General features: G+C 50.2%; 23 protein-coding genes. 13 read left to right on the forward strand and 10 right to left on the reverse strand.

Features of this window, described 5'->3' with window-relative positions; translation table 11 throughout:
- Window positions 1–14: 14 nt before the first annotated feature.
- From ACKFKH_RS11775 to ACKFKH_RS11815, 9 genes are all read left to right on the forward strand, one after another.
- Window positions 15–1,307 carry a competence/damage-inducible protein A gene (locus ACKFKH_RS11775; protein ID WP_446858482.1) on the forward strand — a complete coding sequence of 431 codons (1,293 nt, stop codon included), beginning with the start codon at window positions 15–17 and terminating at the stop codon, window positions 1,305–1,307.
- A gap of 181 nt (window positions 1,308–1,488) precedes the next feature.
- On the forward strand, window positions 1,489–1,626 hold the full coding sequence (locus ACKFKH_RS11780) for a hypothetical protein (RefSeq protein ID WP_446858483.1): 138 nt from the start codon (window positions 1,489–1,491) through the stop codon (window positions 1,624–1,626).
- 21 nt (window positions 1,627–1,647) lie between these two features.
- A complete protein-coding gene (gene aroQ, locus ACKFKH_RS11785; RefSeq protein WP_446858484.1) occupies window positions 1,648–2,091 on the forward strand; it encodes a type II 3-dehydroquinate dehydratase in 444 nt (147 codons plus the stop codon).
- Window positions 2,092–2,219: 128 nt separating this feature from the next.
- Complete coding sequence (locus tag ACKFKH_RS11790; protein WP_446858485.1) at window positions 2,220–2,615, forward strand: allophanate hydrolase-related protein; 396 nt, start codon at window positions 2,220–2,222, stop codon at window positions 2,613–2,615.
- A gap of 42 nt (window positions 2,616–2,657) precedes the next feature.
- On the forward strand, window positions 2,658–2,843 hold the full coding sequence (locus ACKFKH_RS11795; protein WP_446858486.1) for a DUF4089 domain-containing protein: 186 nt from the start codon (window positions 2,658–2,660) through the stop codon (window positions 2,841–2,843).
- Window positions 2,840–4,240: an AtzE family amidohydrolase gene (locus ACKFKH_RS11800; protein ID WP_446858487.1), complete on the forward strand. Its 1,401-nt coding sequence runs from the start codon at window positions 2,840–2,842 to the stop codon at window positions 4,238–4,240. Before ACKFKH_RS11795 ends, ACKFKH_RS11800 begins: the two co-directional genes overlap by 4 nt.
- Window positions 4,241–4,295: 55 nt before the next feature.
- A complete protein-coding gene (locus tag ACKFKH_RS11805) occupies window positions 4,296–5,255 on the forward strand; it encodes a DUF6263 family protein (protein ID WP_446858488.1) in 960 nt (319 codons plus the stop codon).
- Between the two features lie 130 nt (window positions 5,256–5,385).
- Window positions 5,386–6,420, forward strand: a complete 1,035-nt coding sequence (gene obgE, locus ACKFKH_RS11810) for a GTPase ObgE (RefSeq protein ID WP_446858489.1) — start codon at window positions 5,386–5,388, stop codon at window positions 6,418–6,420.
- A 46-nt stretch (window positions 6,421–6,466) separates the two neighbouring features.
- Window positions 6,467–6,664: a hypothetical protein gene (locus ACKFKH_RS11815; RefSeq protein ID WP_446858490.1), complete on the forward strand. Its 198-nt coding sequence runs from the start codon at window positions 6,467–6,469 to the stop codon at window positions 6,662–6,664.
- Between the two features lie 606 nt (window positions 6,665–7,270).
- Here the strand turns inward: ACKFKH_RS11815 and plsY are convergent.
- From plsY to ACKFKH_RS11830, 3 genes are read right to left on the reverse strand one after another with little or no spacing between them, the layout of a single operon-like run.
- On the reverse strand, window positions 7,271–7,969 hold the full coding sequence (gene plsY, locus ACKFKH_RS11820) for a glycerol-3-phosphate 1-O-acyltransferase PlsY (RefSeq protein ID WP_446858491.1): 699 nt from the start codon (window positions 7,967–7,969) through the stop codon (window positions 7,271–7,273).
- Window positions 7,970–7,973: 4 nt separating this feature from the next.
- Window positions 7,974–9,122 carry a DUF3086 domain-containing protein gene (locus ACKFKH_RS11825; RefSeq protein ID WP_446858492.1) on the reverse strand — a complete coding sequence of 383 codons (1,149 nt, stop codon included), beginning with the start codon at window positions 9,120–9,122 and terminating at the stop codon, window positions 7,974–7,976.
- A 23-nt stretch (window positions 9,123–9,145) separates the two neighbouring features.
- Complete coding sequence (locus ACKFKH_RS11830; protein WP_446858493.1) at window positions 9,146–9,535, reverse strand: DUF3119 family protein; 390 nt, start codon at window positions 9,533–9,535, stop codon at window positions 9,146–9,148.
- Between the two features lie 160 nt (window positions 9,536–9,695).
- Between ACKFKH_RS11830 and rph the strand changes: the two genes are divergently transcribed.
- From rph to ftsH, 3 genes are all read left to right on the forward strand, one after another.
- On the forward strand, window positions 9,696–10,415 hold the full coding sequence (gene rph, locus ACKFKH_RS11835) for a ribonuclease PH (RefSeq protein ID WP_446858494.1): 720 nt from the start codon (window positions 9,696–9,698) through the stop codon (window positions 10,413–10,415).
- 142 nt (window positions 10,416–10,557) lie between these two features.
- Window positions 10,558–10,977: an ATP-binding protein gene (locus ACKFKH_RS11840; RefSeq protein WP_446858495.1), complete on the forward strand. Its 420-nt coding sequence runs from the start codon at window positions 10,558–10,560 to the stop codon at window positions 10,975–10,977.
- Between the two features lie 186 nt (window positions 10,978–11,163).
- Window positions 11,164–13,026 (forward strand): ATP-dependent zinc metalloprotease FtsH, encoded by a 1,863-nt coding sequence (gene ftsH, locus ACKFKH_RS11845; protein ID WP_446858535.1) that lies wholly within the window; start codon window positions 11,164–11,166, stop codon window positions 13,024–13,026.
- A gap of 259 nt (window positions 13,027–13,285) precedes the next feature.
- Here ftsH and ACKFKH_RS11850 read toward each other — a convergent pair whose 3' ends face one another.
- From ACKFKH_RS11850 to ACKFKH_RS11880, 7 genes are all read right to left on the reverse strand, one after another.
- Complete coding sequence (locus tag ACKFKH_RS11850; protein WP_446858496.1) at window positions 13,286–13,939, reverse strand: M23 family metallopeptidase; 654 nt, start codon at window positions 13,937–13,939, stop codon at window positions 13,286–13,288.
- 239 nt (window positions 13,940–14,178) lie between these two features.
- Window positions 14,179–14,928 carry a DNA/RNA nuclease SfsA gene (gene sfsA, locus ACKFKH_RS11855; protein ID WP_446858497.1) on the reverse strand — a complete coding sequence of 250 codons (750 nt, stop codon included), beginning with the start codon at window positions 14,926–14,928 and terminating at the stop codon, window positions 14,179–14,181.
- Between the two features lie 245 nt (window positions 14,929–15,173).
- Entirely contained in the window at window positions 15,174–16,274 is a 1,101-nt protein-coding gene (locus ACKFKH_RS11860; protein ID WP_446858498.1) for a Gfo/Idh/MocA family protein, read from the reverse strand.
- 112 nt (window positions 16,275–16,386) lie between these two features.
- A complete protein-coding gene (locus ACKFKH_RS11865; protein WP_446858499.1) occupies window positions 16,387–16,833 on the reverse strand; it encodes a DUF4870 domain-containing protein in 447 nt (148 codons plus the stop codon).
- Window position 16,834: 1 nt separating this feature from the next.
- Complete coding sequence (locus ACKFKH_RS11870; protein ID WP_446858500.1) at window positions 16,835–18,259, reverse strand: response regulator; 1,425 nt, start codon at window positions 18,257–18,259, stop codon at window positions 16,835–16,837.
- Window positions 18,256–21,384, reverse strand: coding sequence for an ATP-binding protein (locus ACKFKH_RS11875; protein WP_446858501.1), 3,129 nt, complete (start codon window positions 21,382–21,384; stop codon window positions 18,256–18,258). The genes ACKFKH_RS11870 and ACKFKH_RS11875 overlap by 4 nt, the downstream gene beginning before the upstream one ends.
- A gap of 58 nt (window positions 21,385–21,442) precedes the next feature.
- The gene (locus ACKFKH_RS11880; protein ID WP_446858502.1) at window positions 21,443–22,795 is read right to left on the reverse strand and encodes an ATP-binding protein; all 1,353 of its coding nucleotides are present in this window, start codon (window positions 22,793–22,795) and stop codon (window positions 21,443–21,445) included.
- Window positions 22,796–23,101: 306 nt separating this feature from the next.
- Here ACKFKH_RS11880 and ACKFKH_RS11885 point away from each other — a divergent pair, with 306 nt between their 5' ends.
- Complete coding sequence (locus ACKFKH_RS11885) at window positions 23,102–24,193, forward strand: phosphotransacetylase family protein (protein ID WP_446858503.1); 1,092 nt, start codon at window positions 23,102–23,104, stop codon at window positions 24,191–24,193.
- Window positions 24,194–24,232: the final 39 nt, after the last annotated feature.

Consider the following 24,232-nt stretch of genomic DNA (forward strand, 5'->3'; position numbering starts at 1 on the left):
ATCCCTGTTTACTTATGAGTGCAGAAATTATCAGTGTCGGGACTGAGCTACTGCTGGGGGATATTCTCAACTCGAATGCTCAGTTTTTGGCGCAGGAGTTGGCTGAGTTGGGCATTCCTCACTACTATCAGACCGTGGTAGGGGATAACGTCGATCGCCTCAAACAAGCCATTTCGATCGCCAGCGATCGCGCCCAGATTCTGATTTTTACAGGAGGATTGGGGCCAACGCCGGATGATTTGACGACAGAAACGATCGCCAGTTTTTTTGATACGCCTCTGGTCGAAAGACCCGAAATCGTTGCAGACATTCAACAAAAGTTTGCAGAACGCGGGCGTGAGATGACTGACAACAACCGCAAGCAGGCCCTACTTCCTCAAGGGGCTGAGGTTTTGCCCAACCCAGTAGGAAGTGCGCCGGGAATGATTTGGCAGGTGCGTCTTCGAGATACCCGCGACGAGTCACAGCTAACCCTATTGACCTTTCCGGGAGTGCCCGTTGAGATGCGGGAAATGTGGCAACAAACGGCGGTTCCCTTTCTCAAAACTCAGGGCTGGGGGCGGGAAATCATTGTCAGTCGCCTGCTGAAATTTTGGGGCATCTCCGAATCATCTCTAGCCGAAAAGGTCGCTGACTTCTTTGAGCTAGACAATCCTACCGTTGCGCCCTACGCCAATTTTGGAGAAGTAAAGCTGCGAGTTTCTGCTAGGGCGGCCTCATCAGAAGCCGCTCGTCAAATCATCGAACCCGTCGAACAGCAGCTATTACAAATCGGCGGACTGGACTGCTACGGCACTAATCAAGAGTCACTGGCTTCTGTCGTCGGTGACCTGCTCAAAATCACCCAAACGACTCTTAGCGTCGCTGAATCCTGCACTGGGGGAGGCTTGGGACAAATGCTGACAAGCGTTTCAGGAAGCTCTAGCTATTTTTGGGGCGGCATTATTTCTTACGACAATTCGGTTAAAGAAACCCTGTTGGGAGTTGATCCCAAGGTGCTGTCAGAATTTGGAGCCGTCAGTAATCAGGTCGCTGAACAAATGGCCGTAGGGGTACGATCACGCCTCAATACCACCTGGGGACTTAGCATCACAGGCATTGCGGGCCCCGATGGTGGCACCGAGACCAAACCCGTCGGATTGGTCTACATCGGATTGGCCGGCCCCGAAACCGAAGTCACGAGTTTTGCCTACCGCTTTGGCGCACGAGGACGCGACTGGGTAAGACAAGTGAGCGCCTGTACTGCTCTCGACCAACTACGCCGCAAATTGTTAACAGAACCTTTACCTGAGAGGGATCCTTCTTGATCTCTGGGGATCATTCGTTATGATTGAAGTAGGCATCGGAAAATTTACAGGGATGACCCTTGGCTTTCCGGTTTTCCCCTGTTAAGATCTAGTTAGATTTCTGTAAAGTATTAGTATTGTCTGAGTCAAGCTTGGGCAATCCTGAAGAAGTCCAAGCGATATCGAAGGAGCTGTCAGTTCAATGGATTACATTGAAAAGGTGCTGGAAAAGTTAAAGGAAATGACCCGCAGACTGATTGAAGCGCTGCTAGGGCCAGAAGTTCAGCCAGAAATGGAACCAATCCCGATTCCTGTAAACGATCCCCAGCGTCGTCGGTAATATTCCGTTCTGACAGATCAGTTGCACAATATTTTGGTTCTCCACGGGCCGAACTTAAATCTTCTGGGCAAACGAGAGCCAGGAATTTATGGGTCAGTCACGCTGGAGCAAATTAATCAAATGCTTGATCGCGAGTCTCAAGCCCTGCAAGCGACCATTCTAGTGCTGCAATCGAACCACGAAGGCGTTTTGATTGATGCGATTCATGAAGCGATCGGTCAGCATCAGGGTCTCTTGATCAATGCAGGTGCCTACACGCACACGAGTATTGGGCTGAGGGATGCGATCGCCGCCGTCAACCTTCCTACGGTTGAGGTTCATCTCAGCAACATTTATAAGCGTGAAGCCTTCCGTCATCATTCCTACATTGCTCCTGTTGCGATCGGTCAGATCAGCGGATTTGGTGCCGAAAGTTACCGTTTAGGCTTACATGCCCTGGTAAATTACCTCAAGCAGTCTCCGTAGTTCAATCAAGAAATTTGTTCAATCAAGAAATTTTAGTTTTTTAAGTAGATTTTTAAGTAGAGACGTTGGCAGCAGCGTCTTTCTTTGTTTTTACAGTTTGTTTTTGAAAGCTACTTCTGCAAGGTGCGATGGAAAACACAGTCTATCTGGCAGTCAACGGTACTCTGATGAGAGGGCTAGAACTCAACCAAAACCTGCACTCAATTGGGGCAGCCTTTGTGCGAGAAACTTCGACTGAAGCAGCCTATCGAATCTGGTCGATCGGCGATCGTCATCCCGCAATGCTAAAAGTGTCTCAGGAAGGCGTGTCTGTTGCGGTTGAGGTGTGGGCGGTTCCTGTCGGTGGACTGAGTACGCTGCTAATCTCAGAGCCGCCTGGACTGTGTATTGGCAAGGTCAAGTTATCTGATGGGGAGGAGGTTCTGGGAGTGTTGGGCGAACCCTTTCTTTGTGAGGGTGAGCAAGAAATCACTCAATGGGGTGGCTGGCGAGCTTATATAGAACGCGACTTACAGCACGATTAAGACGAATGGCAAGCCTAATGTTTGTGGTGTGATGAAACGGTTATGACAGACAAGATAAACTCGGCAGAATATGTCGATCTGATGGCAGCCGTGGTCGGTTTGCCCCTTAATCCAGACTATCGACCGGGTGTAATCGCCAACTTTGAACGAATTCAAACGATCGCTCAACTGGTGATGGAGTTTCCTCTTCCCGAAACGGTGGAAGCTGCTCCGGTGTTTGAGCCATGAATTACGCCAATCTGGACGCAACTCAAATTTCTGAATTGGTACGATCGCGACAAGTGTCTGCAAAAACGATCGTATCTGAAGCGCTGGCTCGCATTGCCAATCTTGACAAACTTTACAACTGTTTCACCAAGGTTTTGGCGGAGTCGGCTTTGCAAGAGGCAGAACGGGTGGATGAAGCGATCGCCGATGGAAAAGATCCAGGCATCCTGGCGGGTGTGCCATTTGCGGTCAAGGATTTGTTTGACATTGCTGGAGTGACGACGCTGGCAGGTTCTAAGATTAATGCCGAAAGACCGCCTGCGTCTCAAGATGCCGCTTTGGTGGCGCGACTCAAGCAAGCGGGAGCCATTCTGATCGGTGGCTTGAATATGGATGAGTACGCCTACGGGTTCACTACCGAAAATTCTCACTATGGCCCGGCTCACAATCCTCATAACTTAGAACGGATGACGGGCGGATCTTCGGGGGGATCGGCGGCTGCGATCGCTTCTGGTTTGGTGCCGATTACCCTGGGATCAGATACCAATGGCTCGATTCGCGTGCCGTCTGCTCTGTGCGGGATTTTTGGTCTGAAGCCAACTTATGGACGACTGTCTCGATCGGGCGCGTATCTGTTTTCTAGCAGCTTTGATCATTTGGGGCCGTTTGCGCGATCGGTTCGTGATATCGCCACGGTTTTTGATTTGCTGCAAGGAGAAGATCCCAGCGATCCAGTTTGCACAAAGCGTCCTCCTGACTTGTGCGCCCCGGAGTTGGCGAAGGGAACAGACGGATTGAGAATTGCCGTTGCGGACGATTATTTTGCCAGAGGTGCCCAGCCTGAAGTGTTTGCCGCCGTCGAAAAAGTGGCGCAGGCGTTGGGCGTAACTCGACGGGTGACGATTCCAGAAGCACATCGGGCTAGATCTGCGGCGTTTGTGATTACCTCCTGTGAAGGGGCAAATTTACACTTTGCTGATCTAAAAAGCCGCCCTCAAGACTTTGACGAAGCAACGCGCGATCGCTTTTTGGCCGGCTGTCTCGTCCCCGGCACCTGGTATCAGCAAGCTCAACGATTTCGCAGTTGGTATCGCGATCGCGTGCGTGAACTCTTTCAAGATGTGGATGTTATTCTGGCTCCCACAACTCCTTGTGCGGCTCCGCTGATCGGACAGGAACACATTGAATTAGATCACGTCAAAGTGCTTACCCGTCCCAATTTGGGGATGTTTACTCAACCGCTTTCTTTTATTGGGTTGCCGATCATTTCGGTGCCGATTCAGCGATCGGGTCAGTTACCGTTGGGTGTGCAGATTGTGGCGGCTCCCTACAACGAAGCTTTGATTTTGCGGGTAGCTTCCGAATTGGAGGCACAAGGAATTGTTTCTGCTCCTGTGGTGGGTCAATCCGTAAAATGAAAACCATCCATTCCCAAAGTCGGGAGTCTGGAATCACTTAATTTCTCATCCTTTTATGAAAAAAACAGTCGTTGTGGGTTCCTTGCTGATGTTGACGATCGGGCTTGGCGCAAAGCCCTTCATTCCTGCGGTGTCGGCTAAACCGAATACGATCGCCCAAGCTGCGAAGCCTACCGTTACCCCGCCCAAAATAGAATTGTTGACTCCGGGGGCACAGCCTCAGCAACCCTTGCGATTTAAGCCGATCGTCAACCAAAAAGAAACGGCAACTATGACGCTCAACATGGACATGAAGATGTCGTTTGGCGGCAACTCCATTCCTTCAAAGCTCCCCTCGACTGTGATGAAGATGGAAACTGTGGTGACAAAAGTTGATGCCAATGGCGACATTCACTACAGCTTTCGCTACACCGATGTCGATCTGATGGACAACGCCTCTCTGCCGCCTGCGGTGATCAAGCAACTGCGCGAACAGATGAAGCGGATGGTTGGGCTGAGTGGCTCATTTGTGGTTAACGATCGCGGTCAAACAAAGTCAGGCAATTTCGTAATTCCGCCGGGGATTGATAGCAGAACTCGCCAAATGTTGGAGCAGATGTCTCAGTCGCTCGATCAATTTTCTTCCCCCTTGCCGGATGTGGCGGTAGGAGTGGGTGCCCAATGGCGAGTCGCAATGCCCATGACTCTAAATGGAGTTGCTGTCAACCAGACCGCAAACTATGAGCTAGTCAGTCTAAAAGATGGCGTGGCAACCCTAAAAGTTACCCTGGTGCAGCAGGCAAATCCTCAAAAGCTCATGACTCCTGGAATGCCCAAAGGCGTAGAGATGACGCTCAAATCTCTCAATTCCACTGGACAAGGACAGACAATGCTTCGGCTCGATCGCCTTCTGCCCACCGATTCGAGTATTTCGCTCACCTCAAATGCCCAGATGCAAACCACCAATCCGCGATCGACTCAACCGATGACGATCGGCACCGAAACCCAAATGGAAATGACCTTCGGCTCAAAATAGCATTCTGTACGAACTGCGTCCCTCCCAAGAATCTCTTTAATTGACTTATAATGGGTCTTCCCTGAATTTGTCTGAGTTCAACTGACCAGCGGCTCAGGCTAAGATCAAAATAAAGGGATTGAGAGCGGTCATGCAATTTATCGATCAGGCAGAAATTCAAGTGCAGGCGGGGGATGGAGGTGATGGGATTGTCGCCTTTCGTCGCGAAAAGTATGTGCCTGCGGGTGGCCCGTCGGGTGGCAACGGTGGACGAGGCGGCTCCATCATTTTTAAGGCGGAAGCAAACCTGCAAACCCTACTGGACTTCCGCTATAGCCGTTTGTTTAAGGCAGAAAATGGTCAGCGGGGCGGCAGCAACAATAAAACAGGCGCATCGGGCGATGATTTGATGATTGAAGTTCCCTGTGGCACCGTGATTTATGATGCCGAATGCGATCGTATCATCGGTGACTTGACCAACCCAGGCGAAACGCTGCTAATCGCGCAAGGGGGACGAGGCGGATTGGGCAATCATTGTTTTTTGAGCAACCGCAACCGCGCCCCCGAAAATGCCTTCCCAGGACAGCCCGGCGAAAATCGCTTCTTGAGACTAGAGTTAAAACTGCTGGCAGAAGTTGGCATTATTGGCTTGCCCAACGCCGGAAAATCGACGCTCATTTCTGCGCTGTCTGCGGCTCGTCCCAAAATTGCTGATTATCCCTTCACGACGCTGGTTCCCAATCTGGGTGTCGTCAGAAAGCCCACGGGAGACGGAACGGTATTTGCGGACATTCCTGGACTGATTGAAGGGGCGCACACGGGCGCAGGTTTGGGTCACGACTTTTTGCGACACATTGAGCGAACTCGGTTGCTGTTGCATTTAGTAGACGCGACTTCTGAAACGGCGATCGCCGACTACCAAACTATCCAACAAGAACTCAAAGCCTACGGACGAGGATTAAGCGATCGCCCTCAAATTCTCGCCCTCAACAAAATTGACGCAGTAGACGACGAAGACTTGCAGGCACTCCTCACTGAATTTCAACAGTTGACCCAAGCTACAGTTTTTACGATCTCAGCCGTCACCCGCGCCAATTTAGACACCCTTCTCAATCAAGTTTGGCAAGGATTGGATGCCATTCAAGCCGCAGAAAAAGCTGAGTTAGAAGTGTTGGTCGGTGGGTAGAGAGGGGAGCGATCGCCTTTTCGGGAGCGACTCTCTCTATAAGAGTTTGCAAGAGCTTGCAGAACGGGATGGTATTTCTATTGATCAATTCATCTCAACAACAGTTGCAGAGAAGATTGCTGCATCAATCGATCGCGATTTAGAGGAATTGTCACAACGAGGTAGCCGAGCAAAGTATGATGCAGTTTTAGCAAAAGTGCCTGACGTTGAGCCAGAACCTTGTGACCAGTTACCGCCGGAATAAGGATTCGAGCTTATCTACTGGAATGTAAAAAAACTCAGTACCCCTTGGTGAATTTGGAATCTTGCTAGAGAACGAACAGGCGGAGGACACTGAAGGGTAGGTAAAATACTTCAGTGACACCAGAATAAAGGAGATTTATTTTTGGATAGGGAGTTTTTAGACCGACAGCGCCATTTAGTTCACTTGTACTATATGCTAAAATTTTCGTGACGCTACGATCTAACTAGCGTTGGAACCGACAACCGAATTTGCACTCTTCGTAAGTGAGCCGCAACCGCCTGCGGTTGCGGCTCAACTAGGTTTTCGTCTTGCCTAATATTGCTTACATTCATAAAATGGATCACAGAGATCAAAGTGATAAAAAATCTCAATGGCTTATTTCCGCAGATGCCGAGAGAGAATGCTTTGTATATTTATTCTTTCAATCATGACTACTTTGTAGATCAAAGCACTAAGAAATTAGGAATTAGCGTAGTCTCACCTAAGAAATAATTCCTCCATGCAATAAGCGGCTACGAACTGAAAATTTAGGATGTTAATAATGGTCTAGTGACCATTACAGCATTACTTTGAAGAGCGCAGATGGAATTCACCCGATCGCTCACCCTAATTCTCTAGTCCTACGTCCCCTTCTGCGGGTTGAGCAATCTTTTCTCCTAATCGAGGTTCTGTCCCGGCTAACAGGCGTTGAATGTTGGTGCGATGTCGCCAGATTACATAGGAGCCACCCGCGATCGCAAACAACCCATAAGCTAACGGCTGACCCAATACAACCATCATCACCATAACCGCCAGGGCACCTGCGATCGAGCTTATCGACACAATTCGAGTGATTGCCAAACTCAACGCAAACACGCCCAGCGTACTCAACCCAACTCGCCAATCCATTGCCAACAACACGCCCAAACTCGTTGCGACTGACTTGCCACCTGTGAAGTTGAGCCACACCGATTTGCTGTGACCCAAAAGGGCCATTAGTCCCGCCAGCGTCACGATCCAGGGCTGCCAGTTGGCGAAATTTACATCGACGATCTTGGTGTAGTACAGCCATCCGGGGAGGTGCGTGAAGGCAAAGTGAACGGCGGCGATCGCCAGCACTCCCTTGCCAATATCGACCAGTAAAACAAAGGCTGCCGGAAGTTTTCCCACAGTTCGCAAAACATTTGTCGCCCCCGTTGACCCTGATCCTTCTTGCCGAATATCAATGCCTTTGACGACTCGCCCGACCCAGTAGCCTGTCGGAGTCGAACCCAGCAAATAAGCGAGAATGAGCAGCAGTCCGTTGTTGATGTACCAGGGAAGCATAGGGTCAATAGAGATAGGTCTGTTGCATCTGTTGAGGGTTGGGCGCAAAGGCGATCCACATCGGAAATTGCAGCATTGCGAGACTGATCAGTTCTTCGGTTTCATCGATCACGATCAAGGGCAGCAGGCCGTCTTTGACTAAGCGATCGGCTTTCAGTGCCAACGGTTCGGGAGTCTCAAACAGGGTGAGGCCGCGATCGCTGCCAAAATCACTGCGCGACACACCGAGACAATCTTGTAGCCCGCGTCGCCATTCGCCCAATCGCTCTGGAGAGTTGGCGAGAATTAAGGTACGAAGGCGATCGCCATAGAGGTTGTACAAAATAGAAATCGCTGCTGAAGCCACCAGAATGTTTTGTAGCCGCGAACCCATTGTCCGAACGGCTCCTCGACCACCCTGAGTCAAAAACCAGTTAGACACTCGCTCGGCGTGAATCGGCTCAAAGGTGCGGCGTAGCTTCCAGACGGGGCCATAGTAGTCGGGCTGATTGCGAAACTGATCGATCAAACTGCGAATCTTTTGCGTCTGATCTTGAAAACTCTGGTCGGCAAATTTGGGCGTTGAGGCACGATCTCCTGCGGGTATCTCGAAGCGACTCCTTGCGGGTATCTCGAAGAGATCGCCCTTCTTCTCAACTGCTGGAACGACTTGTTCGGGTGCTTCTGGAATCTGCAATTCTAACTGTTCTGCGGCTAAGGCAAGATCCTGTAAACTGCCTACCAGATAGTCTTTGAAGCTCTGGACGCGAATGGCGATTTCTTGAGATGAGCCAGCAAACGTCGTCCGCATCTCGTTGCGAATCCGTTCTTGACGGCGTTCTAGCTGCTCGACCGAGACCTGCAACGTTTGGCGACGGCGTTCTAGATCACTCAGCCCATCTTTAACCAGCTTGCTCAAAACAGACTGTGCCTCTGAGATTTGGGCTTGCAGTTGGTCACGGGTCGATCGCAGCGCCGCAATTTCTCTTTCTAACTCAGCCGTTTGAAGTGCCTTGGTCTCCTGAGAAACGTCTGGCTCGGCTGGCTTGCTCACCAATCCCAAATCAGGCAAAGGCTGTAAATTTTCGGCAGCGTCGACCCCTTGCGGGTAACTCGAAGAGATCGCAGAATCTTGATCGTCTGGCATTTGGGGCGGAAACTCATCGGAATTCATAGCAGACCAGGGAGTAGGGAAAGTCAGGAAACAGAATTTTTAGGAAATCGTTGCTCTAAAACAGGGCGAAGGGTTTTGGGATCAAAAATAATCGGCAGAAAGTGGATACTGTTGACTTCTTTGAAGTAGAAGAGAATCGGGACGGGAGACCAAAAAATTTCCCAATTTTGCCAATCTCGATAAGGGAATCGACGAATCAGCTTATCACCTCTAAAGATGTCGAGATCCGTCGGCGTAAATTTTAGGCGCAGCGTCACCGCCTGAATCATCAAAAACAGCCCAAACAGTCCGATCGCCAGCGCCACCCAGACCTGAACCCACACAATCGCAATCGCCGCCAACACCAGCACGATCGGAATGTTGTAGCTCGGAGCCAGCTCGACGGTTTGATCCGACGCAAAAGAGGCAGTCATGGCGTTTCTCCCACTACTTACGGCACTTTACTTATTCTAAAGACCAATGGCGATCGCAGAGAAATTCTGAAGAAAATAGGGAGATGACGCGAAGGGGGAAGGGCAAAGGGTGAAATAAAGGTTCGATCTTCTTCCAGATCTGACTTTTTGAGGCTTCTCTATGACATGGCAGCGTCCTGATGGCCGACGACCCGATCAACTGCGTCCCGTTTTGTTTGAGCGCAGGTTTACCAAGTTTGCGGCGGGGTCAGTGTTGGCAAAGTGTGGAGAAACTCAAGTGCTGTGTACGGTGACGATTCAGCCCAAGGTGCCGCGATTTTTGGTGGGCAAAGGTCAGGGTTGGTTGACAGCAGAATATCGGATGTTGCCCGGTGCCACGCCCGAACGTCAGGAACGAGAGTTTCTCAAACTGTCTGGTCGGACTCAAGAAATTCAGCGCTTGATTGGGCGAAGTTTGCGTTCAACCTTGGATATGGAAGCCCTAGGAGAACGTACCCTAACGATCGATGCCGATGTGCTGCAAGCCGATGCCGGGACGCGCACAACTGCCATTACAGGCGGATTTGTTGCTCTGCAAGACGCGATCGACCAGCTACTCAAACAGGGAGAACTGGAGCGATCGCCGATTATTCATCAAGTGGCTGCCGTTTCGGTTGGCTTACTCGAAGGGGAACCGTTTCTTGACCTGGACTACACCGAAGATGTGACAGCCGAAGTGGATTGCAATGTGGTGATGAACGAGTCGCTTAACGTGATCGAAGTGCAAGGCACCGCCGAGTCGGGGAGCTTTAGTCGGACGCAGTTAGATCAAATTATGAACTTCGCTGAGAAGGGGATTCAAGACTTGCTAGAATTGCAGCGTCAGACCTATCAGCCGTAATGTTTCTGACCTGATTCAAACTTAGGAATTCCTGCAATTTTGGCTATAGATCTCTGGTTTCTCTCTGCAAAAACCTATCAGATAGGAACCAGCCGTTTTGTTCTTGATGACTTTACTTGACAATTCTTGATTGAGTTTGAGCATGTCTTACCAAGACCATCTAACGGTTAACAGTGACCTCACCGTCCTCAATCATGTGCAGAGGTGGTTTGAGCAGTTTTGGCACCAGCATAATTCTCAATTGACCTGGCGTGATAGTCAGCTTTATCGGTTGAATCTGGCCCTTGCCGAAGGATTCACGAATGCGGTTCGTCATGCTCATTGTGGGCTGTCTTCCGAAACGTCGATCGAAATCGAAGTCGCCCAACACGACGATCGCACCGAAATTCGCATCTGGGACTGGGGACAACCCTTTGACCCTACCCACCTCGAAGAACCCGAACCCGGCACCCTCAGAGAAGGCGGCTACGGCTGGTTTCTCCTCCGACGACTCGCCGATCGCGTCACCTACGATCGTCAGGGACAACGAAACTGTCTACTGATCGTCAAATATACAAACTGATTACATCTAAGAAAAGTCGTGACTTCATTTCACGCCTCACGCCTCACGCCTCACTCCTCACTAGAAACGTTAAGCTAGACTTGGTAGAGCATTCCAGCAGACAAAAGGCAAGTGGAAATGATGAAAGGTCGGACTAAGGCAGTGACAAGTCGGAATCCTCTTCGGAGAAGCTCATCCGTCACGCGCATGGTGATGATTGGCTTTATTGTGGCACAGAGCATCATCGGCAATCCGGCGATCGCTCAAAACCGGGAGTCGCTGACCTATAGCCAACTGCTACAAAAAATTGACGCTGGAGAAGTGACCAAGGTCGAACTAGACGAAGCGCAACGGGTCGCCAGAGTTCAGCTAGACAAACAAAAGAAAAATGAGCCAATGATCGAAGTGCCGCTGCTCGATCGCAACCCTGAATTGATTGAACGGCTCAAGGCAAACAAGGTGAGCTTTGATTCTCAGCCCACGGCAGATAATAGTGTCGTCATGGGGCTGGTCGCCAACCTGCTGTTGTTTGTGCTGTTGATTGCGGGGCTGTTGCTGATTTTGCGACGGTCTACCAATGCGCCCGGTGGACCAGGGCAAGCGATGAGTTTTGGCAAGTCTCGCGCTCGGTTTCAGATGGAAGCCAAAACAGGCGTGATGTTTGATGACGTGGCGGGCATTGAGGAAGCGAAAGAAGAACTGCAAGAAGTCGTCACCTTTCTCAAAAAGCCAGAACGCTTTACGGCTGTCGGTGCGCGGATTCCCAAGGGTGTTTTGCTGATTGGGCCGCCTGGAACGGGGAAAACACTGCTGGCAAAAGCGATCGCGGGTGAGGCTGGCGTGCCTTTCTTCTCGATCTCTGGATCTGAATTTGTGGAAATGTTTGTCGGTGTCGGAGCTTCTCGCGTCCGTGACTTGTTCAAAAAAGCCAAAGAAAACGCTCCCTGCATCATCTTTATTGATGAAATCGACGCAGTAGGACGGCAGCGCGGCACCGGAATTGGCGGCGGTAACGACGAGCGAGAACAAACCCTCAACCAGTTGCTGACTGAGATGGATGGCTTTGAGGGCAATACAGGAATCATTATCATTGCTGCGACCAACCGACCTGATGTGTTAGATTCTGCCTTGTTGCGTCCGGGACGCTTCGATCGTCAAGTCACGGTCGATCTGCCCAGCTTCAAGGGTCGGTTGCGAATTTTAGAAGTCCACGCTCGCAACAAAAAACTGGCTCCCGAAGTTTCTCTAGAAGCCGTAGCCCGTCGGACTCCTGGCTTTTCGGGGGCCGAGCTTGCCAACCTGCTCAACGAAGCGGCCATTCTCACGGCCCGTCGCCGCAAAGATGCCGTCACTCCGCTCGAAATTGATGACGCGATCGACCGTCTCACCATTGGTCTGACCCTAACGCCGCTGCTCGACAGCAAGAAAAAGCGCCTGATTGCCTACCACGAAGTTGGTCACGCCTTACTGATGACTGTTCTCAAAACTTCTGGACTCAACAAAGTCACCATCATTCCTCGCTCTGGGGGGATTGGCGGCTTTGCTCAACCTGCGATCGACGAAGACATGATTGATAGTGGGCTTTATAGTCGGGCGTGGATGCTGGATCGGCTGACGATCGCGATGGGAGGTCGGGCCGCCGAAGAAGAAGTGTTTGGCGAGTCAGAGGTGACGGTTGGAGCCAGCGGTGATTTGCGCTACATTGCAGACTTAGCGCGAGAAATGGTGACTCGTTACGGTATGTCTGACCTGGGATTAGTCGCCCTCGAAGGCGGTGGTAACAACGAAGTCTTTTTGGGTCGCGGCTTTACCCCACGCAATGAATATTCTGAAGATGTCGCCGTTCAGATCGATCACCAGGTGCGCGAAATCGCCGTCCGCTGTCATGCCGAAGCCCGCCGCATTATCAGAGAAAATCGTCCTCTGGTCGATCGCTTAGTCGATCTGCTGCTAGAACAAGAGACGATCGACGGTGAAGAGTTTCTCAAGATTGTGGCAGACTACCGCGAAACTCCACAGCCAGCGATGTCTGGAGTCAAAGATTCTGTTGCCATTGCTAAAGACTCTTAAGGGAGCAGTACTAAAGCTAAATTCAGAAAAAGTTCCTCCGTAGCCCAAGATTTAGGGTAGACACGGAGGAATTTTTATTATTGAGATTATTTAGTCTAATGTGAATTCAGTGAAATCTTGCGCTGCGGTTATCAATCCAACCCGCCCCTCAATTTCCTATCACTGAGGGACAAGGGCAAAACATCACAGCGGAAAAAGCTTCATCGAATTGACTAACCCGAATTAACTACCCAATGAACACCCTAAACATTCTGTTTCTCTAGTTGGCAGGTCTACTAGACACCGATCGTCCACCTGATTGTTCTGCGTACATGGCTCTCAGCACCAAGGCAGGGTCAACCCATTGTCTGGAATACTTGAGACCCCAGTGAAGGTGTGGGCCCGTTGTGCGACCTGTCATGCCGACGCGACCAATTCGGGCACCTGCGGGGATGGCTTGACCTTCGTAGATTTGCAGACCACCGGAGCGATCGCTCAAATATTGCCCGTTTCCATCTTTCTCGACGTGACCTTGCATGTGACAGTAGACGTGTTCCCAGTTGCCCGACTCGATCACGATAGACGTGCCACAAGCGGAATTATCAGACACTTCAACAACTCGACCCGTCCACCAACTGCGAATGTAGCTGCCTTCGGGAGCCGCCATATCCAGCCCTCGGTGAAATTCCTGATTGTAGTAGCCATCGGGTGATTGACGATAGCCAAAAGGAGAGGTGTAGCCCTGAAAGTTTTCGACTGGGAAGGAAGCCCCTTGCCAAGTGCCCGTTGCGATCTCGGTTGATCCTGGCTCTACGGCTGCGACAGTCTGACTTAAGCTAACTGTAATCGCGGTTGCAATACCGAGTGTGATGATGAGCAGTCGCTTTGCAAAGGTAGAGCTAGCCAGAGTCCGCAACGATTTGAGGTGATTCATTCCTTCACTCCTCGACATAGATTTTTCAGGAGAAAATAGGTGAATTTCTGTAAATGCACAAGAAGTAGGAGTTGTGAACGACAGAATTTCTTTGGACAAATGCTAAGGCTCATTTAAGCACAAAAGTACTGTGTGAGCCGGAAATTTTCCTGACTCAACATTCCCTCAATGCTCGTTAGAACACGGTTGCTTTGCAGAATCTTCATATAAGAACGGTTAAGAACGATCGCTTTCTCCGTCTAAACCACGAGCTTCGCCAATCCCAGGTAGCTAAGTCCCTCAGTAGTTACCTCAAATCGACAGGGCAGCACTTCTAAACCGAGGGCGATCGCTTCGCGCAATAATTGACCATACAGCGGATCGGCTGTGTCTCCGGGCGAAAATTGGTCACAGTCGCCTCGATTGATAAAGTAGAGCATCACGGCTCGGTGTTGAGGTAGCAGGGCAGCCAGTTCGCGCAGGTGTTTTTGTCCACGGGTGGTCACGGTGTCTGGAAAGAGGGCGACTCCTTGCAAATCTCTCGCAGCGATCGTCTGGTTTGTCCAGGTCGTGTTTTTGACTTCGAGGTAGAGAGGGCGCTCTAATTCGCCGCCTGTGAGCCTGAAATCGATGCGGCTTTTTTCTTGACCGTAGGGGACTTCGGAGGCGATCGTGCTGTACTTTCCCAATTCAGGAAACAAATATTTCTCTAGCGCCAGTTTGATGACTCGATTGGGGAGGGCGGTGTTGATGCCTGTCCAGACGGGGGAGCCATTGTCGCTGACGGCGATCGTTTCCCAGGTATAAGCCAGTTTTCGAGTGGGGTTGTCGCTGCGAGACACTTGGACGGGGTTACCAGGAATACACACACCCGTCATTGGGCCGGTATTGGGACAGTGGGCGGTAATCACTTCGCCCGAAGCTAACTCAATGTCGGCAAAAAATCGCTTGTAGCGTTTGAGCAAGATGCCAGGGTAGAGAGGGGGATATTTGTAAATCAGGTCGGGCATTGCAGGGGATGAGGTGTGGATTCTAGACTTCAGGCGGGAATGCAGCTTAACGTGAATTCGATGAGAGGTTTTCCGCTTCGTTGTTCACGGCTTCTGCCCCCCAACCCCCCAATTTGGGGGACTTTAAGAGAGGAATTCTGGTTCAAAGTCCCTCACTCGTGGGGGATTTAGGGGGCGTTCCTGGATCTAAAAGCGAAGCGTTCATCGAACTGACGTCAGCTTAACGCTTCTGTCTTCTGTGAAAGTTAGCGATCGGGTACATTCACCCAAGTTCCGGTTTCGTTGGATTCGTGGCACAGATCCATGAGTTGCTGTGAGGCGATGCCTTCTTGTAGAGAGGGGGAGAGGGATTCGTGGCGATCGATGCCTCGTACAAACTGATCGACGACTCGAATGAAGGGGGCAATTCTGCCGTCTGCGTAAACTTGGGAAAAAGCCAGCCGTTTGGGAATTTCTAATTCTGACAAGGCTTCGCCCGTTTGACTGCCCCAAAGTTTGAAGCCGTGAACGTAGTCTTTTGGGTTGTCGCTGCCGAGAATTAGAGTGCCTCGATCGCCGTAGACTTCGACCCAGTGGCCCCGTCCTTGATAGGTGGCGGCACTTAGACAAAACTGGCAGGGCGTGCTATCGGCCAGTTCGAGCATGATGGTGCCTACGTCATCGGCATCGACGGGTTTTAAGACACCAGTTTGCGGATCGGGGCGTTGGGGAACGGTGACGTGTAAGCGGGCGGACAGACGATCGACGGAGCCAAACAGCCAGTTAATGTAATCGAACGCATGGGAACCGATCGCGCCCAGGGCACCGCCGCCTTGCTCTTTGCGGGCGTACCAATTCCACGGACGGGAAGCATCGGCTCGACTCGATACGAGCCAGTCAATTTTGATCAAGCGTTTTTGCCCGACGTAGTTTTCTGCCAGCAATTCGGCAAATCTTTGCCACGCGGGGATAAAGCGAAACTCAAAGTTCATCGTGGTCACAACGCCTTGCTGGAGAGCCAGAGTTTGTAGCTGTTTGGCTTCTGAAACGCAGAGGGCTGTGGGTTTTTCTAAAAGCAAATGTTTTCTAGCATTCAGCACTGTTTTGGCCATCTCAAAGTGTAAGAACGGCGGCGTTGAAATGCTGACAGCGTGGACATTTGGCAGGGAGACGATTTCTTCTACAGTCGTGCAGGCGTGAGGAATATTGTGAGTTTTGGCAATCTCTTGAGCTTTCTGCAAATCGCGATGATAGACAGCGACAATTTCTGTGCGCGGATGTTCTTGAAAGCCGGGAATATGAACTTTTTGACCGAAGCCCGTACCCACGATCGCTACACCAATCTGGGGCTGTGAAGAAAAAACCATAGGAAAAAAGCTTGAGGTTGGGGTTTAATATCAGGGGACTTTAGACAGGAGACTTTAGACAAGAGACGGAGCAGCATTTAAAGTCTTCGGTCTTTGTCCAATGTCCAACGTCTTAGTGCAAAAATCCCAGCGTAAACGGATATCGATAAGACTGACCATTATAAGCTTTGACCGCAGCCAGAATAATCACAGCGATTTGAAAGAATCCAAACAGCGCGACTATAGAGACAAGCCCCACAAATAACCAGTTAAAAACAATCCCCATAGAATTACCAGAACTTGGCAAACTAAACATGATTCCGCAGGTCATCAGGAATAGAAAAATGAATAGAATGCCAATAGAAATTGCATAGATAGCCATTGAAATCTGAAAGTTGAGCGACTCTCTCCCTTGATCATCGACAAAAGGATGCTGGTCACGACCGCCAATCCAGACTAGATAAGGCACAATCAAACTGACGAAAGGAATCAACACACAATTACACGGGGCACAAACGATCGCTGACAAGTGACAAGCCATTCCCCACAAACGCACCGATCGCGGCAAATCTTGATACATATTAAACAGAAGCCTCTCCTCGAATCGGTATGGATACCGTAAAAATTGTCTGACCCGGATGGCTGTCTACTTCTAACGTTCCTTCGTGTTTTTCGATAATCTTTTTGACAATACTTAATCCCAGTCCGTTGCCTTCGCCTCTCGGTTTGGTGGTAAAAAAGGGTTCAAATAGTCTGCTTTGTATGTCCAAAGGAATCCCCGGCCCGTTGTCGCAGATGCTTACTTTGAGTTCACGATCGTACATGCCAACCGATATCACCAGCGTTCCTCGATAGTTCATCGCTTGCAGCGCATTTTGAATCAAATTCGTCCAGACTTGGTTGAGTTCATCGGGGTAACAGAGAATTGGCGGCAAATCGGCATAGTGACGAATCACCTCAACTCCAGTTTTGATTTGGCTGTGATAGAGCGTCAGAGCGGTTTCGATGCCTTCAAGAATGTCTGCTTCGACAAGATAACTTTGTGACTGCTGATGAGCGTAACTTTTGAGCGCAATCACCACTTTGGCGGCTCGATCGCTAGCACTTACCAGAGTGCGAATGCTTCTTTGTAGACAGGTCAGTCGATCGGCAACATTCAAAATTTCTGGGCTGTGAGCGTCTTGTAGCAGTTCTAGAAATCTAGGTAGCGGGGTGTAAAGTCCCATGTCAGTCAGTGTGTCAGCAATCACGTCAGCGTTGTCAATATTGTGAGTTTGTAGTTGCTCGATCAGCGATCGCTTACATTGACGTTTTTCTCGCGTCGATAGGGGAGCGTTGACTTCTGACGATTGGGCAATCAGATCAAAAAAGTCTTGCTGTCGCTTTGGGCAAAGGGTTTGCAGAAATTGTGGCAGTTCTGGTAGATCTTGTTTGAGAACATGGGTCATATTGTCGGCTGACGATCGAATCGCTCCCAAAGGCGTGTTTAATTCGTGAGCAACGCCCGCAACCAATTGACCCAAAGCGGCCATCTTTTCGGACTGAATTAACTGGGCCTGTGTAGACCGTAATTCTTCTAGTGTTTCTGCTAAGTCTTGATTTTTTTGTTGTAGGTTAGACTGGAGCGATCGCAGTGCCAAATGAGTGCGAATTCTTGCGATCACTTCTTCGACTTGAAACGGCTTTGTGATGTAATCAACTCCACCCACCGAGAAGGCTTTGACTTTATCAAATACATCCGTCAACGCACTCAAAAAAATAACCGGAATCTCACGAGTTCGATCGCTCTGCTTTAATCGCTGACACACTTCGTATCCGTCCATGTCGGGCATATTGATGTCGAGCAAAATTAGATCAGGCGGAAACCCTTGAGCCGCCGTCAGAGCTAGCTTTCCACTGGTGACAGGACGCACTTTATACCCTTGCTGAGTCAACAGTCCGACTAAGAGACGCAGGTTATCAGGGGTGTCATCAACGACCAAAAGATTGGGAAGAGAATCAGTCATGAGATCACCTCCAATACCTGCTCATAATCAAATCGGTCAATGCAAGCTTGAATCGCGAGCGCTAAGTCAGGATTCTGCGTTTTGATCTGGTCGATCGTTCTTGCAGCTAACTCTAAGTCAACGTTTAACAAAGCTTGTTTGAGATTCAAAACCCATTCTGGCGGAAGTAGGCTAAAACACTCGATCGTTAACACTTCTTGTCTGGAATGATCAACTTGATCAGAAACGGCATCTGCATAGATATATTCCACACCGAGATGTTTTTGCATGATGGCGAAGATGTCAGATTCTCGAAAGGGTTTGCGAACGAAATCATCACATCCCGCCGAAAGGATCACCGATCGCTCTTCTTCTAAAACGCTGGCCGTGAGTGCAATGATGGCAATCGCTTGTCCTTTGGTGGTTGATTTGATCTGTCTGGTGGCTTCATAGCCGTCTAAAATTGGCATTCGCATATCCATCCAGATCAGGTGTGGTTCCCATTGGTGAGAGAGGGCGATCACGGCTTGTCCATCGCTGGCTTCTCTGACCTCAAACCCCAGGGGAACTAGCAGCTTGACCAATAGCCGACGATTGATCACTGCATCATCTACCACCAGAATTCGGTACAACGGTTGATTAGCTTGAAGGGCGACTACTCGCTGCGGCGGCTGTTGTGATTTGACTTGGGCCGCTTCCACCACAGAGACAGGAATGTGAAACGCAAAGCAGGTGCCCTTTCCGACCTTAGACTGTACGGTGATCTCGCCGCCCATCAGTTGCACAAATTTTTGGCTAATAGACAGTCCTAATCCGGTGCCTTCTCTCGCCGCTTTGCCAATTTCGGTCTGGACAAAGGACTGAAAGATGGTGTCGAGTTCGTTAGGAGGAATGCCCGCCCCGGTGTCTTTGACCTCGAAGGAGAGTGAGGCGTGAGGAGTGAGGGATGAGGGATGAGGGATGAGGGATGAGGGATGGGGTTTGACTTGTAGGGTGATGGTGCCGTGGGTGGTGAATTTGATGGCGTTGCTGAGGAGGTTGATGAGGATTTGGCGGAGTTTGGTTTGGTCAGCTCGGAGAAAGCGGGGAGTGTTGGGGGCACGATCGACGACCATCCGCAGATTTTTTTGCACGGCTCGCAGATGAAACATGGCGCTCAGATCATCTAAAAAGTAGTCGAGATCAAAGTCGGTGGGGGTGAGGGTGGTTTGTCCGGCTTCGATTTTGGAGAGGTCGAGGACGCTGTTGATTAACGCCAACAAATGTTCGCCGCTGCGGGTGATGATGTCTAGATTTTCTAGCTCGTCGGGCGATCGAGTACTGCGCTGCATCAGTTGGGCAAATCCTAAAATGGCGTTGAGGGGCGATCGCAGTTCGTGACTCATGTTGGCCAAAAATTCGCTTTTGGCTCGACTCGCGGCATCGGCGGCCAGTTTCGCCTGTTTGAGTTCTTGTTCGGCTTGTTTGCGATCGGTGACATTGCGCGCCACCCAGACGACAGAGTTTTCGTCGATGGGAGAAATGCTGGCATCTGACCAAATTTCTTGCCCGTTGATGGTCAGTTTGTACTCGACATCCAGCGTCGTTTGTGTCTCCAGGGTTTGCAGAATGTAGCCCGAAAAGCGATCGGCAATCTCAGACGGAAAGATCTCATGCAGCATCTTGCCCAGCCGAGTTCCTGATGGACGATACATCAGCGTTTTGCGACCCGTTGAGGGAATTTTGAGATGGCGGCCGTGGCGATCGTACACAAAAATCAATTGATCCATCGCCTTAAACAACGCCTGCATTTCAGCATTGGACTGGTTAGCGATTTCCTCAGCTTGCTGGCGTTCCTGGACTTCTTTTTCTAAGGCTTGTGTGCGATCGTAGACTTTCTGTTCGAGCGATCGGGCGTAGTCTTCTAGCCGTAGCCGAGATTGTTGAATCTCACCGCTCATATGGTTAAAAGAATTGGCCAGCACGTTGAGTTCTTGAATGCCGCCAATTTTGATCGGTTTGTCAAATTCACCCTGAGCAATTTTTTGGCTCGACGCAACCAGTCTGAGAATGGGACGAGTCAGCGATCGCGCCGCCAAAATTCCCAACCCGATCGCAATGCCCAACGCAATCAAACAGAGCCAGAGCGTTTTCTGAGTATTGGCGTTGATGGTTGCCATAAAATCAGACTCCGGCACGACGACGACAATCAGCCAATTTAAGCCAAAGCGATCGGCAAACGGAGCAACCTTCACCAATTGACGCTGATCATCAAGCCGAAAACTGAGTTGTTGACTGCTGTCAATGTCCGCTACGGTGCCAAATTGTTGTTGCAAATGTTGAGCCGTCGATCGAATCAAGCGATCGTCACTTTCAGAAGCAGCCAGTCGTTTTTTTTGCCCATCCAGCAGCGTTTGACGATCAGCCGAACTCGCCACCAATGCGCCAGATCGTTCTATCACAAAGGTTTTGCCCGTTCGCCCTACTTCCAGTCGCTTGAGAAACTCGCCCACGTGCGACAACACAAAGTCAGTGCCAATCACGCCGCGCAGTTTGCCTGATTTATACAGCGGTTGAGCCAGCGTAATTTTGGGTCGTTGTTCTGCAAAATCAAGATAAATCGGACTCCAGATCGGCTGTTTTGCGTTGACTGCGGCTTGATACCAGGGGCGCTGGCGCGGGTCGTAGGGCTTCTTGGTCGCCAGCAGCGTTGTAGGATTGCCATCAGCATCGATCGCATAGCTTTGAAATCGACGATTTGTAGAGCGATCCGATCGTCCCACTTCCCAATTGCCGTTCGACTGAAATCCTAATCCCACAAAATCGCCTTGGGCGCTGCCAAAATACAGGGCCGAGACACTCATCGAGTCAAACAAAAACCGTTGTTTCCAAAACGATCGAGTCAGACTGCTGACATTTTGCGGATCGGCTTGCCCCAGCGCGATCGTGTCCGTGTTTAACTGATTAATCACCCGTGGCGTTTCCAAATGGTGAGTCAGTTGTTGAGTAATGCGATCGCTGACGTTATCCATCAACTGATGCGCCAAATCATCGATCGCCCGCTGCCCATTGCGAAACGAAAAATATCCCACTGCCCCCACCGCCCCCACCATCTGAATCACCAGCGGCACCACGATCGCAACCTGAAGCGAAATTTTAGAAGTCATAGGGCAAATAAGAACCTAAAGCAAAACGCCCAACTCAACCCTTCTCATCCCTCATCCTTCATCCCTCACGCCCAGCGGAACAAAGTTCTCCCTCATCCCTGCACCCGATCGGCAACGTAAACCAAAACGTCGCTCCCTGATCAATCTGGCTGCTCACCCCAATTTGTCCCCCGTGGGCCGTGATAATCTGCCGACAAAGATATAACCCCAACCCCAGACCTAGCGATCGACGAGACCGATTTTCTGGAGACCGATTGCCCTGCACATAGCGATCGAACAGCCCGTCACAGTCCGCTTTGGTCATGCCAATTCCATCATCTTGAATCGTACAGCGCACTTCCAAAGGCTCTAGTTCGATATTCAGCGTCAGACAGATGCCAGGGGGATTGTGTTTGATCGCGTTGACAATCAGATTTTCGTAGACGCGCCTGAGTTGGGTTGGGTCAGCCTGGACTAGCGGAACTTTGACCTCACAGCGATCGACCAGCGTTGCTCCATGTTCACTGATCCAGGGTTCGAGTTCTTGAACGATCGCAGATACCAGTTTTTTTAAGTCGATCGGCTGACGGTGCAGGCTCAGTCCCACCAGGTCGCTGGAATGGGCTTCTAATAGAGAATCAAGCATTTGTAGCTGGCGATCGCTACTCTCAGTCATCCGATTCAAGACAGGCCGCGGCAGTGGGAGAACTTCTCCAGGCTTAGTTTGCAGCTTTTTTAACACCAACAGCATCCCCATCAGCGGCGTTCTCAAATCGTGAGAAACTGCATAGAGAAAATCTTCTTTGACCTGACTGAGCGTTTCTAACTCCTGCATTTTTTGCTGAAGTTGCAGCGTGCGTTCTTGAACTTGATGTTCTAGATTAACGTTGAGTTGTTCGACTTTTTGGTAAAGCTGCTTCAGTTCCTCATGAGCGTGTTGTAGCTGAAGAGACTGCATCTCTAGTTTGCGATCTTTGAGATAGCTTTGAATCGCCTCCAACACCACCATATTCAAATCTTCGGGCTGCCACGGTTTGCTGATATAGCGATAGAGCTTGGCTTCTCGAATCGTTTTGCTCACGGCTTCTAGATCGGCTTGTCCGCTAATCATGATATTTAGCGTCTTAGGTGAACATTCGTGAACCCGCTTGAGCAATTCATCCCCTTTGAGACCGGGCATAATGTAGTCCGCCAAAACCAGAGCCACTTCACATTTGTCTCGCTGAAGGTCATCAAATAGCTCTAGCGCTTCCTCACCCCCTTCTGCGGTCTCGACGAGACAATCTTTGCCTAATAGCTGCTTTAACTCGATCTTGAGACTTTCCAAAATCGTCGAATCGTCATCTACACAAATGACAACGGGTTTGCTCATGGCGGGATTAATCCAGTTGCAGAAGTTTAGCGATCGTCGTGAGCGGTCAAAGGCAACCATTTTTGAGTGAAGCGTGATCCAAAAACTGCCTTGATATTGATCGGATTTTTGATCGGATTTTCTGGGTTAATTATCTCGCACTTCTTAGAATCCTACCGATCTGTATTGTGACCAATCGCACGATGACTGCTTCACAAACGTTCGATCGCTGAAATTAAACTGCGTTGTGACTATTTTTTACCGCTAGAGGTATCTACATCCCCCTAGAATAGTAACCAGGTCAGACACTCAACAGCAGAAACGCGCAATTTGCAGTTTCTTGACCTAGACAATCGCCCAAATCAAGCACTTAACCGGAGTGAGGACGTGCCCAAGTCCCCAAAGTATCTGTTGATTGGATCGCTCGAAGCCTATAGCGGCAAGTCGGCGACCATTTTAGGAATCGCTCATCAACTCAAAGCCAAAGGGTTAGATATTGCCTATGGTAAGCCTCTAGCAGGCGGCTGGGGTCAATCTCAGATGGATGACAATGATGGAGACATGCAGTTTGTCGCCCAGACGTTAGGGCTTGCAGACGATCGCCTTCAATCAACGCTGCTGACTTTAGACAACGACACGGTGCAAAAGCGGCTTTTGGGAGAAGACACGACAGATTATCGTCAACAGCTTTTTGAACAAAGCCAACAGCAGAGCGGCGATCTCGTGATTCTCGAAGGGTCAGGAACGCTGGAGGAGGGCAAGCTGTTTGATTTGTCTCTACACCAGATTACACACACGATCCAAGCGTCGGTCTTGCTGGTGGCGCGGTTTCACTCGCTCTTGCTATTAGATGGGCTGATTGCCGCCAAAGAGCAGTTACAAAACCATCTGATCGGCGTAGTGATCAATGATGTGCCGTCTGACCAGGTTGAGACGATCGAGACGCTAGTCCGACCGTTTCTCGAAAAACACGACATCAAACTGTTGGGAATTTTGCCGAGCAGTAAGCTGCTTCGCAGTGTCAGCGTGGGTGAATTGGTCAAACAACTCAAAGCCGAGGTGCTGTGTCGTCCCGATCGCCTTGATCTAATGGTCGAAAGCCTGACGATCGGCGCAATGAATGTTAACTCTGCACTTAAATATTTTCGGGCGCGACAAAATATGGCGGTGGTCACGGGGGGCGATCGCACTGATTTGCAGCTTGCCGCTTTAGAAACCTCTACTCAATGTCTGATTCTAACGGGACACATTCCTCCCTCCAAAGCGATTATCAGTCGGGCTGAAGATCTAGAAATTCCTATTCTGTCTGTTGACCTCGATACCTTGACGACGGTGGAAATCGTCGATCGCGCCTTTGGTCAAGTTCGGTTACATGAGCCGATCAAATATCAGTACGTCTGCCAGATGATCAAAGAATATTTTGACTGCGATCGTCTGCTTGCAGAACTGGGGCTAGAACCCGCTGGAGCTATTAGCTAAGAAAAGATGGCGTTGCTGAATCAGGGGATGAATTGCCCC

This window comes from Phormidesmis sp. 146-20 (genome assembly GCF_052939475.1).